Origin of the sequence: Paraburkholderia sp. MM5477-R1 (genome assembly GCF_050436385.1) — a bacterium.
Taxonomy (GTDB): Bacteria; Pseudomonadota; Gammaproteobacteria; order Burkholderiales; family Burkholderiaceae; genus Paraburkholderia; species Paraburkholderia tuberum.
Genome location: NZ_JBNDMC010000006.1, coordinates 2,126,165 through 2,140,256, shown reverse-complemented (window position 1 = coordinate 2,140,256; position 14,092 = coordinate 2,126,165). Strand labels below are relative to the sequence as shown.

At 65.0% G+C, this 14,092-nt stretch carries 14 protein-coding genes; 8 read left to right on the top strand and 6 right to left on the bottom strand.

Going from position 1 to position 14,092, the window contains the following annotated elements:
- Positions 1-212: 212 nt before the first annotated feature.
- Together OKW35_RS28300 and OKW35_RS28295 are read right to left on the bottom strand one after the other, a co-directional pair.
- A complete protein-coding gene (locus OKW35_RS28300; RefSeq protein ID WP_184060163.1) occupies positions 213-701 on the bottom strand; it encodes a hypothetical protein in 489 nt (162 codons plus the stop codon).
- A gap of 78 nt (positions 702-779) precedes the next feature.
- Positions 780-1,076, bottom strand: a complete 297-nt coding sequence (locus tag OKW35_RS28295; RefSeq protein ID WP_090810532.1) for a DUF2628 domain-containing protein — start codon at positions 1,074-1,076, stop codon at positions 780-782.
- A gap of 172 nt (positions 1,077-1,248) precedes the next feature.
- Here OKW35_RS28295 and OKW35_RS28290 point away from each other — a divergent pair, with 172 nt between their 5' ends.
- The 3 genes from OKW35_RS28290 (at position 1,249) to OKW35_RS28280 (ending at position 3,121) form a co-directional block, all read left to right on the top strand.
- Positions 1,249-1,569, top strand: a complete 321-nt coding sequence (locus tag OKW35_RS28290; RefSeq protein ID WP_184060161.1) for a thioredoxin family protein — start codon at positions 1,249-1,251, stop codon at positions 1,567-1,569.
- Between the two features lie 15 nt (positions 1,570-1,584).
- Positions 1,585-2,004 (top strand): secondary thiamine-phosphate synthase enzyme YjbQ, encoded by a 420-nt coding sequence (locus tag OKW35_RS28285; protein WP_090809953.1) that lies wholly within the window; start codon positions 1,585-1,587, stop codon positions 2,002-2,004.
- 97 nt (positions 2,005-2,101) lie between these two features.
- Positions 2,102-3,121, top strand: coding sequence for a class I fructose-bisphosphate aldolase (locus OKW35_RS28280; protein WP_184060157.1), 1,020 nt, complete (start codon positions 2,102-2,104; stop codon positions 3,119-3,121).
- Positions 3,122-3,310: 189 nt separating this feature from the next.
- Here OKW35_RS28280 and OKW35_RS28275 read toward each other — a convergent pair whose 3' ends face one another.
- From OKW35_RS28275 to OKW35_RS28260, 4 genes are all read right to left on the bottom strand, one after another.
- On the bottom strand, positions 3,311-3,796 hold the full coding sequence (locus OKW35_RS28275) for a hypothetical protein (protein ID WP_184060155.1): 486 nt from the start codon (positions 3,794-3,796) through the stop codon (positions 3,311-3,313).
- 28 nt (positions 3,797-3,824) lie between these two features.
- Positions 3,825-4,358, bottom strand: coding sequence for a hypothetical protein (locus OKW35_RS28270; RefSeq protein ID WP_429553750.1), 534 nt, complete (start codon positions 4,356-4,358; stop codon positions 3,825-3,827).
- A 416-nt stretch (positions 4,359-4,774) separates the two neighbouring features.
- A complete protein-coding gene (locus OKW35_RS28265; RefSeq protein WP_187611388.1) occupies positions 4,775-5,062 on the bottom strand; it encodes a hypothetical protein in 288 nt (95 codons plus the stop codon).
- A gap of 151 nt (positions 5,063-5,213) precedes the next feature.
- Positions 5,214-7,358, bottom strand: a complete 2,145-nt coding sequence (locus OKW35_RS28260; protein WP_429553749.1) for a response regulator — start codon at positions 7,356-7,358, stop codon at positions 5,214-5,216.
- 265 nt (positions 7,359-7,623) lie between these two features.
- Here OKW35_RS28260 and OKW35_RS28255 point away from each other — a divergent pair, with 265 nt between their 5' ends.
- The 5 genes from OKW35_RS28255 (at position 7,624) to OKW35_RS28235 (ending at position 14,079) form a co-directional block, all read left to right on the top strand.
- Positions 7,624-9,234: an FAD-dependent oxidoreductase gene (locus OKW35_RS28255; protein ID WP_429553748.1), complete on the top strand. Its 1,611-nt coding sequence runs from the start codon at positions 7,624-7,626 to the stop codon at positions 9,232-9,234.
- Positions 9,235-9,273: 39 nt separating this feature from the next.
- Positions 9,274-9,453 carry a hypothetical protein gene (locus OKW35_RS28250; protein WP_184060145.1) on the top strand — a complete coding sequence of 60 codons (180 nt, stop codon included), beginning with the start codon at positions 9,274-9,276 and terminating at the stop codon, positions 9,451-9,453.
- A gap of 138 nt (positions 9,454-9,591) precedes the next feature.
- Positions 9,592-10,821 carry an HlyD family secretion protein gene (locus tag OKW35_RS28245; protein ID WP_429553747.1) on the top strand — a complete coding sequence of 410 codons (1,230 nt, stop codon included), beginning with the start codon at positions 9,592-9,594 and terminating at the stop codon, positions 10,819-10,821.
- A complete protein-coding gene (locus tag OKW35_RS28240) occupies positions 10,818-12,416 on the top strand; it encodes a DHA2 family efflux MFS transporter permease subunit (protein ID WP_184060140.1) in 1,599 nt (532 codons plus the stop codon). Before OKW35_RS28245 ends, OKW35_RS28240 begins: the two co-directional genes overlap by 4 nt.
- A gap of 70 nt (positions 12,417-12,486) precedes the next feature.
- Positions 12,487-14,079: an efflux transporter outer membrane subunit gene (locus OKW35_RS28235; protein WP_429553871.1), complete on the top strand. Its 1,593-nt coding sequence runs from the start codon at positions 12,487-12,489 to the stop codon at positions 14,077-14,079.
- The last annotated feature ends 13 nt before the right edge of the window (positions 14,080-14,092 follow it).

The window sequence follows — 14,092 nt, the reverse complement described above, 5'->3', positions numbered from 1 at the left end:
GGGCCTCGACACGCAGCGAAGCGCTCGAAGGCACGTTAGGCGTCGCAGGCAGGGGGCCGGAACGACCGGGGCATTATCGACCCGGAGCGCGGCTCGCGTAAACCCGCTAATAGCTGTCCCAAATCCGTGAGGCGTGCGCGGATGCATCCGGCGACTCGCGCCGCGCCGTGCCGATGCGTGCCGTTAGCGGCAAGCTGCTGGCACGCTCAACGCTACTTGCCCTCAGTTGCGCGCATTTGCTGCGCCTGCGCCTTGTAGTCGTAGGTCGGATAGAACTCGGTGTGATAGCCGCCCCACGCGGTCGATTCGATCGCGCGGTTCACTTCGCGCAACCGGCTCGCGGGCACGCGCAGCGTCACGACCTGCCCGATGCCCATCATCACGTACCACGACACGACTTCGATGCCTGGCGGCGGGAAGGTCTTGAAGAAGCCCTGCTCGCGCAGTTGATCGTTGATTTTCGGCAGCGGCTTCGATTCGTCGTGGCGCAGGAAGATCGTCAGCAGGAAGGTGTCGTCGGCGGGGGCGGAGGCTGCCGTGGCTGGGGTGGCCGCCATCGTGGCGGGGGGCGCCGCGTCGGCGCCGTGCGCGAGCGGCGCGATGGCCAACATGACCAACGATGCAGCCAGCGCGAGCGCCCGCGCGCCGCGTGTCGAAAGCCGATCAGCGGAAAGACCAGCGATTGCCGATGCTATGAGCATAAAACGCCTCCATGACGGATTGAACTCAGCTTCGATCACATTCCTGCGCGCGGCAATCCCCGCTCCAGCGCGAACGCATCACACCACGACGTAGCCGCGCTGTTCGAGCGTCCAGCGGTGCCACCGGTTGCCATACGCGCCGCATGCGAACGCGAACACGATCGACAGCACGAAGCCGATCAGATCGGCCGTCTCGCCCCACAGCCCGATGCCGAGCAGGATCACGTTGATGCCTAGCATCACGAACGCGGCGAACCACATTCTCTTCGACAGCGCCCAGATGAAGCCGAGCAGGCACGCGCCCCAGCTGAAGCCGGTCGCGACCGCGATAGCGTCCTTGTGTTGCGGATGTTGCAGATAGATTCGTGCGTTCATGTTTTGCGAGGTTCCGTGCGATGACGCGGCGCGTCGATCGGTCGAGCACGCGCGCACCGCTTTTTAACATGCCGCGGCGACACCGCGCGCATCGGCAGCATACGGCCGCTGCGCTGACGATCCGCGGCATAGCTGCTACCCTTGGCAAATCACGATCAGCAGCGGAGCACGCATGACCTCGCCGACAGCTTATTCCCCGAAAGGACCGACCCGCGCCGAGCTCGACTCGCTGCCCGGCGTCACCGTCGTCGAATTCGGCACCGACTGGTGCGGCTATTGCCAGGGCGCGCAGGCATCGATCCGCCAGGCGCTCGCGCCGCACACGGGCCTGCGGCATCTGAAGATCGAGGACGGCCCGGGCCGCCCGCTCGGCCGCTCGTTCAAGGTCAAGTTGTGGCCGACGCTCGTACTGATGCGCGACGGCGCCGAGGTCGCGCGCGTGGTGCGGCCACGCAGCGCCGAGGATATCGACGACGCGTTCGCGTCGCTCTGAGATTCGAGCTCCGTCATGCGCCAGGTCATCCATCATCTGAGTGTCCAGGCCCGCGGCCGCGGGCTCGTCGAATTTACCGACGACGCGCGCCGCTTCGTCGACGAGACGGACATCCGTACAGGTCTGCTGACGCTGTTTTGCCGGCACACGTCGGCGTCGCTGCTGATTCAGGAGAATGCCGATCCGTCCGTGCGGCGAGATCTGCAGCGCTACTTCGAGACCCTCGCGCCCGAGGACGACACGCGCTACGAGCACGACACCGAAGGCCCCGACGACATGCCCGCGCATCTGCGCACGGCGCTCACCCAGGTGCAGTTGTGCGTGCCCGTCGAGCATGGAAGGATGGTGCTCGGCACATGGCAGGGGCTGTATCTGTTCGAACATCGGCGTCACCCGCAGCCGCGCGATATCGTGTTGCATCTGCTCGGCGAATGAAGTCCGCTTTCGCACCCACTCGTCACGCAAAGGAAACTGTCACCGGCACTTCTCCGCACACCGCATCGACCGGAGCCTACCCAAGGGAGCACACCTCATGGACACCCGTAGCGAGCTGCAAGCCACCGTCAAGGCGATGGTTCAACCGGGCAAGGGTCTTCTCGCCGCCGACGAAAGCGGCCCGACCATCGCCAAACGCTTCAAGACGATCGGCCTCGAATCGACCGAGGAAAACCGTCGCGCGTATCGCAACCTGCTCCTGACGACGCCCGGCCTCGGCGAGTTCGTGAGCGGCGTGATCCTCTACGAAGAAACGCTCGGCCAGAAAGCCGACGACGGCACGCCGTTCCCGCAGGTGGCCGCGGCGAACGGCATCGTGCCCGGCATCAAGGTCGACCTCGGCAAGGTGCCGCTTGCGCTCGCTCCCGGCGACGAGATCACCGAGGGCCTCGACGGTCTCGCCAAACGCTTCGTCGATTACAAACGGCAAGGCGCGCGCTTCGCGAAGTGGCGCGCGGTCTACAACATCACGGCGAGCCTGCCGAGCCGGCTCGCGATCGAGGCGAACGCCGATTCGCTCGCGCGCTACGCGGCGATCAGCCAGGAAGCCGGCATCGTGCCGATCGTCGAACCCGAGGTGCTGATGGACGGCGAGCACACGATCGAGCGTTGCGCGGAAGTCACCGAGGCCGTATTGCACGAGGTGTTTCATGCGCTGCATCGGCATCGCGTGGTGCTCGAACATATCGTGCTGAAGCCGAGCATGGTGTTGGCCGGCTCCGAGCATCAGCAGCAGTCGAGCACGGCGCATATCGCGGCGGCGACCGTGCGCGTGCTGATGCGTACGGTGCCCTCTTCGGTTCCCGGTCTCGTGTTCCTGTCGGGCGGACAGTCGCCCGAGGAGGCCACCGCCAATCTCAGTGCGATGAACCGGCTCGGCGCGCTGCCGTGGAATCTGAGCTTTTCGTACGGGCGCGCGTTGCAGGAGCCGCCGTTGAATGCGTGGCGCGGGCAGCCGGCCAACGTGAAGGAGGCGCAGCAGGCGTTGCTCAAGCGCGCGCGTCTGAACGGCGCGGCCGCGCTCGGCAAGTACGACGCGGCGATGGAAAAGGATTGAACCCAGGGATTGAACCCGGGCGCGGGCGCAGGCTATCCGGGAGCTGTGGAAAAAGGCTTCTGGATCGCGTCCGCGCATAACATCCATCCCGCACATATCACAGCCGACAGTACGAATTGACGGTCAGCGACTGTTACGGGCTTTGCAGATAATCCAACGCCGAGATTTGCCTTTTCCTGGGGACGTTCGTCACGATAAAGACCAGGGATCAACCTTGCCGCCCTCGATGATAAAGTGCTTCGCATTGGAGGTTGGGTCAAAAAAGCGCCAGTCTTCTTCGTCAGGCGCACTGTTCGGGCTGATGACAAGCCGCAAGCCACCGGACAGTAAAATGTCTGCACCGCCTTCTTCGCTTCCCGATACGCCTTTCACAATGGCAGGGCCCTGTTTGACCAGCAAATCGTCAATACGCTGAGCCGAACGGTGTGCCTTTTCATCGGGACCGAAAAGATCATCTTGCGTTGCAATCGCACTGCCAGCCTGTTCTATTTTCCAGTTGCATTGGATGTGTAACGACCACTCCCCAACGTGCCTGATCGCACCTTTGAAATTGGCTACCGGTCTTAGGGAGCCAAACTGCATCGTCAGCGTGCCTGCTGCATGATGTACCGCACTTATCGGCAGTCCTTCAACAGCTGACAGGCGGCGCTCAATCTCGTCTCGTGTGTTAATCATTCGGTAATTCCACTGTTTGTTGGCCGCGTTACCACAAGTTGAACATATCTTTGGCGCGTTCCATTATTTCGTGATAGCCGAGCCGTTGACCGCCAATTTCCCGATGAAGCTGCTGCGCCTGATTTTTGTTCAGGCCCAAGGCAGTTGCTACATCACGAGTCTGCCTGTTTTGCGCCTGATTATTACCCGGCATTCCCTCGGCGCCCGCCAGTACCTCAACGTCGCCACTTGCCGCGTCCGGTGTGTACTCGAACGGCTTTACATTGGCGAGATTCTGCGGCACGCGCGCGCTGTTGCTACGAAGAAGCTTTGCCATGTCCGCGTCGGCTGGCTGTTGCGCGCGCGCGGGCGCTTGCCTGGAACCCTTGTCTCGCTGCTCCTGTATCGCCTGCACGCACTTGCGCATATCCTGCCGCTCCGGCACAAAGAGCAGGCCACCGTTCTGCACTTCGTTGTAAAGGGCCTTTGCAACCTCATGGTCGTCCATCCGGCGCATATCGAATCGGTTGTCACTTCGGCCAAGCACGTCGCGCAGCTCGTACGACTGGAGGGACAGCAGCATCGAGGGGCGTGTTGCAGCCACGCTGCGCGCGCTTCCTCCATGCCTTGCGCCAGGTCGTCGTTTCCCGCGCGGGGTGCGCCGGCTGGCAGGGCAAAATGAAACCAGCGGTCCGCGTCAAACATGCGGGGCGACTCAATGTGAAGGTAGATCGATTTGCGAACGCTCTGCCAGAAGAAATGTCCGTGCCGTCTTTCACGGACGTCGAGGTGAGGAGCGGGAAAAAGTGAAGTCATCGTGCCTCACAGTCAATTGACGAGGCACGATTGTGCAACATGGCACCATCTCATAAAACCCCCGTTGCCGACAGTGCCGGGTTCTGGCGGGGACTGCGGCGCACAGAAAAACTGCCGGAGCCGACGCGCCAGACGATGTTCGACGCGGGGCGCCAGCCGCCCTTCTGCCTTGACACGCTGCGCTTACTGCCCCTTCGTATCGCTGCTCGCGTCGGCGCCCGGCGTATTCGTCGAGTCGGTCATGGGCTTCTTCGACTTCGAATGCTTCTTCATGTGATGGTGAGTCGAAGGCGTGGTCTCCCCGGTCGCGCCCGCATCGCCGCCCTCGCGTGTCGAGGTCGCGGCGTTGCTGTTCGGGTCGTTGCCGGCCGGCCCCCCGCCGCCGCCTGCGCCACCGCCGGCGCCTTGGGCCATTGCGAGCGACGAAGCCGCGAGCAAGGTGGAAACGAGCACTGCGTGTCTGATCTTCATGGCGATTCTCCTGGGTGTCGAGAGTGTCGAAAGGAAGTGGGCGCGCGGTGACCGCACGCGCAAACCTCGCGCTCTTTTCAGCAAGGGCTGTGCCGCAGCACAGCACGCCAGGAAAAGCCCATGGACGCGATAGACGAACGGTGCCGCGGCTTCAGGTGCCGCAAGCCAGCAGCGCATGCAGTTCGTCGATATTGAACGGCTTCGCGAGTATCGCAATGCCGAGCCGACGCGCGCGGTCGAGCTCGTCGGCGTAACCGGTCATCAGCGCGATCTTCTGCGACGGCCACGCGCTGCGGATCTTCTCCGCCAGGTCGATACCGTTCAGCTTGCCCGGCATCTGGATGTCCGACAGCACGAGCTCGAAGCGCTCGCCAGCGCTCAGCACGTCGAACGCCTGGTCGGCGGTCGGCTCGTGATGCACCTCGCAGCCGAAGGTTTCGAGCACCGCGGTCACGCCGGCAGCGACGTCCTCGTTGTCCTCGACGAGCAGCACGGCCCCGGCCGCGGTCGGCAGCGGCTGGCGCGCATCGGCGCCGGCCAGCGCGGCGCCCTCACGATAGCGCGGCAGAAACATCCGCACCGTCGTGCCGCTGCCCAGCACGCTGTCGATCTTCGCGGTGCCACCGGCCTGCTCGGACATCGACAGTACCTGGGCGAGCCCGAGGCCGGTGCCCGAGCCGCGCAGCTTGGTCGTGAACAGCGGCTCGAACGCGCGTCGCGCGACCGATTCGGGCATCCCTTCGCCGTCGTCGGAACAGGCGATCAGCACGTACTCGCCGTCCGGCAGCAGCGTATCGCTGCCGACCAGCCGATTGTTCTGGCAGCGGATCACGAAGCGTCCGCCGCGCGGCATCGCATCGCGCGCGTTCATCGCGATGTTCACGATCGCGAACTCGAGATCGGTCGGATCGACGAGCACCTGCCACAGGTTCTCCGGCATGCGCAACGCCAGTTCGACCGTGTCGCCGAGCGCCGCGTTGATCAGCGGCACGGCGGCCGGCAGCCAGCGCGCAAGCTCGACGGGCTCCTGCTTCAGCGGCTGCTTGCGCGCGACGCTCAAGAGACGCCGCGTCAGCGCTTCGGCCGTGGCCGTGGCACGCTCGACCGCATGCACTTCCTTCTCGAGATCGTTGTAATGCTTGAGGCGCGCGAGCTCGGTGTTCGCCGACACCACCATCAGCAGGTTGTTGAAATCGTGCGCGACATTCGCGACCAGATTGCCGAGCGCGCCCATGCGCTGCAGTTGCCGGCTCGACGCCTCGGCCGACAGACGCATCGCGACCTCGCCCTGCCACCGCTCCCACGCGCGCCGCTCCGCCTCGAGCTGACGCAGCGAATACAGCACGAGCCACCAGATCGCGATGCAGGGCACCGCCGTCAGCGCCGCGATCAACATAAAGTGCGTGCGCCACGCCGCCACGATCGATGACATCGCGTACGCGCTCATCACATACAACGGATAGTCGCCGACACGGCGAAACGCGAGCAGCCGCTCGACGCCGTCGACGGTCGAATTCAGGTGCACGTGGCCGAACAGCTGTTTGTCGCGCAACGCGGACATGAACGCGCTGTGCATCGACGGTCGGGCGCCGGCCGGCCACGGCGGATAGCGCACCAGCAGATTGCCGTCCTGCCGGTACAGCGCGAGCGCGAGCGACGGATCGCCGTTGGTCAGCTCGCGATAGAAGCGCGAAAAATATTCGCTGCGCAGCGCCACCGTGACCACGCCGAGAAACTGACCGTCCGTACCCGAGCGGCCGATCGCGGTCGTGAACACGTCGACCTTCGACAGCTTGCCGAACATCGGCAGCGAGAAATACGGCTGCGGACGCATTGCCTTCGCGGCGAGAAAATCGTCGCGCAAGCCGCTCGTCACTGCCGGCGCCGGATACGCGAGGCTCGACGCAAGTAACTGGCCGTTCACACCGAGCAGCGAGATCGACGCCACCTGCGGAAAGTCGCCGCCGATGCTCTGCAGACGCTCGTGCAATTCGCGCGCGCGCGCGCGGATCTGCGCGTCGTCGGAATTGCCGAGCAGCTCGATCACGCGCGAGGCCATCTGCCGGTTCAAATCCAGCACCTTGACGGCCTGCTCCTGCGCCACGCGCGCGAGGCGGTCGAGCGCATCGTTCGCATCGGAGATGCGGCGCTGGTAGTCGAAGTAGCCGTAGCCCACGAGGCAGGCCAACGGAAACACGATCGACACGGCCAGCAAGATCAGCAGCATGCGCTGCGTCGCCGCGAAGTTGCGTGACGGCATCGGCACATCGACTGCGACACGTTCTGCACGCTGCACGGTCCCTGCTCCATCAAAGTTGCATACGGTCAGGGAAGGCATTGCCTGTGAATTCGCACGCCGCTGTTCGCGCGCTAATTCCCCTGCCTCGAAATTTACCGCAACTCGGCCTATCTTCCCAAGCAGCTTCATGGCATCACTCCGCCGACGCGTCCGGGCACGACGATTGCTGCCTTATCGCTGCTTGATGGCAAGCGTACTTCCGTCACCGCTCGCGACGCGTTTGCGTGCGCTGCGCGAGCTCTTTCTTGCGCGAGGCCTCACCATGTCCACGACTGCCCGCCGCGTCGCGCGGCTCCCGGAATTGCCAGCGGACCGCGCGGTGCGCGTGATCGTGGACGGCACGCCGATTCTGCTGGTGCGCGATGGCGACACCGTGCGGGCTTACTCGCCTGATTGCCCGCATGCCGGGGGCCCGCTCGAAGAGGGCGCGCTGTGCCACGGCCGCATCATCTGCCCATGGCACAAGGGTACGTTCGACGTCGCGACCGGCAACGTGCTCGAGCCGCCCGCGCTGCTGCCGCTCGATCGCTACCCGGTCACGCTCGATGGCGACGACGTGCTCGTGTCGGCGGAAAAAATCGCAGCGCCGGCACCGGCGGCGCACACATCCCCGCCCGATGCCACCGCGCAAGTCAAGCACTACGTGGTAATCGGCGCGGGCGCGGCCGGCGCCGCTGCCTGTGCCGCGCTACGCGAGTTCGGCTTCGAGGGCCGCATCACGCTGATCGGCGACGAAGCGCACGCGCCCTATGACCGCACCTCGCTGAGCAAATTCGTCCCCTCGTTTGAAATGACGCCCGCCGACGTGCCGCCGCTGCTGCCGCCCGACTGGCTGCACACGCACGGCATCGAGCGCATCGTCGCGAAGGTCGCGCGGCTCGACGTGCCTGCGCATACGATCCATTTCGAAGCCGGCGCGGGTGGTAGCGAGCAGAGCATCGAGCCGCTGAAATACGACACCGCGCTGCTCGCGACCGGCAGCGTGCCGAAAGTGCCCGACATGCCCGGCTGCGAACTCGGCGGCGTGCATGTGCTTCGACACCTCGACGATGCCGCCGCGTTGATCGACGCGCTCGGCGACGATGCATCGCAAACCCGCGTCGCGATTCTCGGTAGCAGCTTCATCGGCCTCGAAGTCGCGTCCGCATTGCGCAAGCACGGCGTGCCCGTCACCGTGATTTCGCGCGACAAGGTGCCGTTCGCGAAGCAGTTCGGCGAGCGCGCGGGCCAGATGTTTCGCGCGCTGCACGAAAGCAATGGCGTGAAGTTTTATCTCGACGCCAAGGTCGCCTCGCTCGAGGGCGAGGAAGGCAATGTGCATACGGTGATGCTTGCCGGCGGCGAGGCCATCGCGGCCGATGTCGTGCTGCTGGGCACGGGGGTTGCGCCGGCTACGGGGTTTGTCGAAGGACTGCCATTGCAGAAGGACGGCGGCGTGGTCGTCAACGCCGGCATGAACGCCGCGTGCGGTCTGTATGCGGCCGGCGATATCGCCGTGTTCACGCTGCATGAGAACCAGGAGCCGGTGCGTATCGAGCATTGGCGCGTCGCGCAGCAGCATGCGCGCGTCGCCGCGCAGAACATGTGCGGTTTGCGCAATCGCTATGCCGACGTGCCGTTCTTCTGGACCTATCACTACGGCAAGAACTTCGAATACCTCGGCCACGCGAGCGAGTGGGATGAGATCGTCGTCGATGGCGACTTCGATCATCACCAGTTCATCGCGCTGTACGTGCGCGACGGCCACGTCGACGCGGTGTTCGCCTGCGAGCGCGAAGCGCTGACCGCGCGGCTTTCCGACGCGATGCGCGGCGGCCTGTCGCGGGCCGACGCGCTCGCGATCATCGGCACGCCGGAAGCGGCGGCGTCGTGACCCATCGTGTTGCCGTTCAACCTTGACTAAGGAGCCACCATGACGACGCACAAGGAAAAACATCCTCACTCGGAAAAGAGCGAAAAGCAGATCGACAAGCAGGTCGAAGACAGCTTCCCGGCTAGCGACCCGCCGTCGACGGGCGGCACCACGAGGATCGAGCCGGAGCAGGACAAGGCAAAGGCAAAGGCCGGGCACGACAAGCCCGCCGGTCAATAGCCGCGTGGCAGCGGTTCGCGCTGCCCGCGCTTGCCGAGCGCCCGCGGCCTCGCCCATCATTGTGTTCGCGGCGGCCGCGGATGGCATCTATTGCACTCCCCCATTCTCAACCCACTGGAACGAAGGAAACGACTCACCATGTCAGACGAGACCGGCTCGGCCAGCACCGGGCAGGAAGCATTCGGGCGTGATGCGCCGCACGGCGATGATCGCCGCGACGGCAACGACGAACGCGATGGCGTCGGCAAACGCGGCGACCAGGGCCGCGCTGACGGCAAACATGGCAACGGCAACAGCGACAAGGACAACGGCGACGACGGTCAGCAGAAAAAGACGCCCGGCAAGAAGCCGCTGATCATCCTCGGCGCGGTCGTGATCCTGATTGGCATCGTCGGCTTCGTCTGGTGGTTCGCGACGCGCAACGAGGTGACGACCGACGACGCCTACACCGATGGCAACGCGATCACGATGGCGCCGAAAGTCTCCGGCTACGTGGTGACGCTCGCGGTCGACGACAACCAGTTCGTGCACAAGGGCGACCTGCTGCTCGTGATCGACAAGCGAGACTACCAGGCGCAGGTCGATCAGGCGAAGGCGCAGCTTGGTCTTGCAAAGGCGCAATTGAACGCCGCGCAGGTGCAGCTCGACATCGCGCGCGTGCAGTATCCGGCGCAGTATCGCCAGGCGAAGGCGCAAACCTCGTCGGCGGAAGCGACTCTGCGCGAGGCGCAAGCCTCCTGGCAGCGTCAGCACACGGTCGATCCGCGCGCGACCACGCAGCAGAACGTCGATACCGCCGACGCACAGCGCCAGTCGGCCAACGCGCGCCTCGAGCAGGCGCGCGCGCAGCAGCGGACCGCGAGCCTCGTGCCGCAGCAGTTGCGCGAGGCCGAGGCCGCCGTCGACGAACGCCGCCAGCAGGTGCATCAGGCCGAGGCACAGCTCGAACAGGCGCAGCTGAATCTGTCGTACTGCGAGGTGCGCGCGCCGTCGGATGGCTGGATCACGCGGCGCAACGTGCAGCTCGGCAGCTTCCTGAGCGCGGGCGTGTCGCTGTTCTCGATCGTCACGCCGCAGGTGTGGGTCACCGCGAACTTCAAGGAGTCGCAGCTCGACCGCTTGCGCCCCGGCGACAAGGTCGAAGTCGACGTCGACGCGTATCCGAAGCTCGATCTGCGCGGCCACGTGGATAGCGTGCAACTCGGCAGCGGCTCGCGCTTCTCGGCGTTCCCGACAGAAAACGCAACCGGCAACTTCGTGAAGATCGTGCAGCGGGTACCGGTCAAGATCATCATCGACGAAGGCCTGCCGCGCGATCATCCGCTCGGGCTGGGCTTGTCGGTCACGCCGAAGGTGTACCTGAAATGACGGCGTCCGACGCGCCCGGCGAAGCGTCGCCCGGCGAGGCGTCGAACTGGAAGCCATCCGCGAATCCGTGGCTGATCGCGATCGTCGTCACGCTCGCCGCGTTCATGGAAGTGCTCGACACGACCATCGTCAACGTCGCGCTGCCGCACATCGCGGGCACGATGTCTGCCAGTTACGACGAAGCGACGTGGACGCTGACCTCATATCTGGTCGCCAACGGCATCGTGCTGCCGATCTCGGGTTTCTTCGGTCGGCTGCTCGGGCGCAAGCGCTATTTCCTCGTCTGCATCATTGCGTTCACCGTGTGCTCGTTTCTATGCGGCATCGCGACCAATCTGTGGCAGCTGATCATCTTCCGCTGTTTGCAGGGTTTTTTCGGCGGCGGACTGCAACCGAACCAGCAATCGATCATTCTCGACACGTTCCCGCCGCAGCAGCGCGGCCGCGCGTTTTCGATCTCGGCGGTCGCGATCGTCGTCGCGCCGGTGCTGGGACCCACGCTCGGCGGCTGGATCACCGACAACTTTTCGTGGCGCTGGGTGTTCCTCGTGAACGTGCCGTTCGGCGTGCTGACCTCGCTCGCGGTGATGCAACTGGTCGAGGATCCGCCGTGGAAACGCAAGGGCGATCTGCGCGTGTCGGTGGATTACGTGGGCATCCTTTTGATCGCGATTGGCCTCGGCTGCCTGCAGGTGATGCTCGATCGCGGCGAGGACGACGACTGGTTTTCGTCGAACTTCATTCGCACGTTCGCAGTGCTCGCGGTGTCGGGCATCGTCGGTGCGACGTACTGGCTGCTGTACACGAAGAAGCCGGTCGTCGATCTGCGCTGTCTGAAGGACCGCAACTTCGCGCTCGGCTGCGTGACGATCGCCGCGTTCGCGACGATTCTGTATGGCAGCGCGGTGCTCGTGCCACAGCTCGCGCAACAGCAGCTCGGCTATACGGCGATGCTCGCGGGCCTCGTGCTGTCGCCTGGCGCTGTGCTGATCACGATGGAAATTCCACTGATCAGCAAAATGATGCCGTACGTGCAGACGCGTTTTCTGGTGGCCACCGGCTTCGGGCTGCTCGCGTGCGCGCTCGCGTATTCGCACACGCTGGTGCCGGACATCGACTACTTCACGCTGGTGAAGATGCGCAGCGCGCAGTCGCTGGCGATCGGCTTCCTGTTCGTGCCGATCACGACGCTTGCGTATCTGACGGTACCGCCGCGACTGAACGACGACGCGTCCGCGCTGTTCACGATGTTCCGCAACGTCGCGGGTTCGATCGGTATCTCGCTGTCGACCGCGATGGTTCGCGAGCGCACGCAGGCACGCATGGCGCATCTGTCGGAGTTCATGTCGCCGCTTTCACAGAATTACAACGATACGTTGCAACGCAACGCGCGGACGATCGCGGACATCAATGGCATGCCGCTTTCTCAGGCGCTGCAAACGGCCAACGGTCATCTGTACACCACGTACATCTCGCAGGCGACGTTCCTTGCCTATGTCGACGTGTTCGCGTTCCTCGCGATTTTCTGCACGCTTTGCATTCCGATCACGATTTTCTTTTCACCGGCCAAGGCGTCCGGCGGCGGAGGACATTGAAGTGAAGCCTGGTTTGAAGCGCGGCGTTCCCGAACCCGCCACGTGTTTGATTGCCTGTGTCGTCGTCGGCATGTCCGCGCTGCTCGCGTCCTGCACGGTCGGCCCCGACTTTCATGCGCCGTACGCCGACGTGCCGGCGCAGTGGCACGATACGCAGCGCACCGCGGCGAATGCCGCCGCGAGCGACGCGTCCGTAACGAGGCCCAACGTCGCTTCGGTGCCCACCCTCGACACCGATCCCGACCCGCTCTGGTGGCGCAGTTTCAACGATCAGACGCTCGACGCGCTGATCACGCGCGCCGCGCTCGGCAATCTTGACTTGCAGCAAGCGGTGCTGCGCATCGTCGAAGCGCGCACCCAGGTCCAATCGGCGGCCGCGCAGGGTCTGCCGAACCTGCGCGCGACCGGCAGCTATCAGCGCGAGCAGCTTGGCCTCAAAGGTTTTCTGCAGGAGAACGGCGCCTACGACAAGGTCGATCAGCTCGGCGCGCCCAATTCGCCCGTCAATGCGATCGCACCGGGCGCGGGCGCCGCGTTGCAAAAAGGCGCGAACAACGTGCTCGACCAGCTGAGCGCGCCGATCAATCTGTGGCAGGTCGGCTTCGACGCAACCTGGGAGCTCGACCTGTTCGGCCGCGTGCGTCGCTCGGTCGAGGCCGCGAGCGCGCAAACCGAGGCCGCGTACGAGAGCCGCAACGACGCGTTGCTGTCGCTCGAAGCCGAGGTCGCGCAGACCTATATGCAGCTGCGCGGCGCGCAAACCTTGCACAACATCGCGATGAGCCTCGTCGAGCAGCAAGCCGAGACCGTCGAGTTGACGCAGAACAAGGCGAAGGTCGGGCTCGCGAGCGAGCTCGACGTGCAAAGCGCGCGGGCGCAGCTCGCGCAAACGAAAACGCAGTTGCCGCAATACGATCAGCAGATCGCCCAGTCGCTCAACGCGCTCGCGTATCTGATCGGCGAGCCGCCCGGCGCGCTCGAAGCGCAACTGAGCACGCCGCAAACCGTGCCGCCGGTGCCGCCCGTCGTGCCGATAGGCTTGCCGTCGACGCTCGCGCGGCGCCGGCCCGACATCCGCCGCGCCGAGGCGAATCTGCATGCGGCAACGGCCAGTGTCGGCGTCGCGGTCGCGCAGTTCTACCCCGACGTGTCGCTGACCGGCCAGGCCGGCATGCGCGCGACGAATGCCCGCGATCTCGCGCGCTGGTCGCACCTGTTCTATTCGTTCGGGCCCACCGTGTCTCTGCCGATTTTCCAGGGCGGCGCGCTGGTAGCCAATCTGCGCATGTCGAAGGCCCAACAGGCCGAAGCCGCGCTCGATTACCGCAAGACCGTGCTGAGCGCGCTGAGGGACGTCGACAACGCGCTGGTCGTCTATCGCACCGATCAGGCGCGGCGCGATGCGCTCGCGGACAGCGTCACCGCGCAGCAGACCTCGTTCGATCTGTCGCGCGATAGCTATCGCAAGGGCCTGACGAGCTTCATCAACGTGCTCGATGCGCAGCGGCAGCTCGCGCAGGCACGAGAGCAATACGCTCAGGGCACGACCCAGGTCAGCACCGACCTGGTGGCGCTGTACAAGGCGCTAGGCGGCGGCTGGCAGAGCGATGCCGATGCGGCAGGAGCAACGGGCGCGGCGACGCCGTCAGGCAGCGGCGGATAACCAGCCACGCTGC

What these genes read in the sequence shown, in the direction of transcription:
- OKW35_RS28300 (WP_184060163.1), bottom strand. Translation starts at nt 701, where the DNA reads ATGCTCATAGCATCGGCAATCGCTGGTCTTTCCGCTGATCGGCTTTCG.
- OKW35_RS28295 (WP_090810532.1), bottom strand. Translation starts at nt 1,076, where the DNA reads ATGAACGCACGAATCTATCTGCAACATCCGCAACACAAGGACGCTATC.
- OKW35_RS28290 (WP_184060161.1), top strand. Translation starts at nt 1,249, where the DNA reads ATGACCTCGCCGACAGCTTATTCCCCGAAAGGACCGACCCGCGCCGAG.
- OKW35_RS28285 (WP_090809953.1), top strand. Translation starts at nt 1,585, where the DNA reads ATGCGCCAGGTCATCCATCATCTGAGTGTCCAGGCCCGCGGCCGCGGG.
- OKW35_RS28280 (WP_184060157.1), top strand. Translation starts at nt 2,102, where the DNA reads ATGGACACCCGTAGCGAGCTGCAAGCCACCGTCAAGGCGATGGTTCAA.
- OKW35_RS28275 (WP_184060155.1), bottom strand. Translation starts at nt 3,796, where the DNA reads ATGATTAACACACGAGACGAGATTGAGCGCCGCCTGTCAGCTGTTGAA.
- OKW35_RS28270 (WP_429553750.1), bottom strand. Translation starts at nt 4,358, where the DNA reads ATGCTGCTGTCCCTCCAGTCGTACGAGCTGCGCGACGTGCTTGGCCGA.
- OKW35_RS28265 (WP_187611388.1), bottom strand. Translation starts at nt 5,062, where the DNA reads ATGAAGATCAGACACGCAGTGCTCGTTTCCACCTTGCTCGCGGCTTCG.
- OKW35_RS28255 (WP_429553748.1), top strand. Translation starts at nt 7,624, where the DNA reads ATGTCCACGACTGCCCGCCGCGTCGCGCGGCTCCCGGAATTGCCAGCG.
- OKW35_RS28250 (WP_184060145.1), top strand. Translation starts at nt 9,274, where the DNA reads ATGACGACGCACAAGGAAAAACATCCTCACTCGGAAAAGAGCGAAAAG.
- OKW35_RS28245 (WP_429553747.1), top strand. Translation starts at nt 9,592, where the DNA reads ATGTCAGACGAGACCGGCTCGGCCAGCACCGGGCAGGAAGCATTCGGG.
- OKW35_RS28240 (WP_184060140.1), top strand. Translation starts at nt 10,818, where the DNA reads ATGACGGCGTCCGACGCGCCCGGCGAAGCGTCGCCCGGCGAGGCGTCG.
- OKW35_RS28235 (WP_429553871.1), top strand. Translation starts at nt 12,487, where the DNA reads ATGTCCGCGCTGCTCGCGTCCTGCACGGTCGGCCCCGACTTTCATGCG.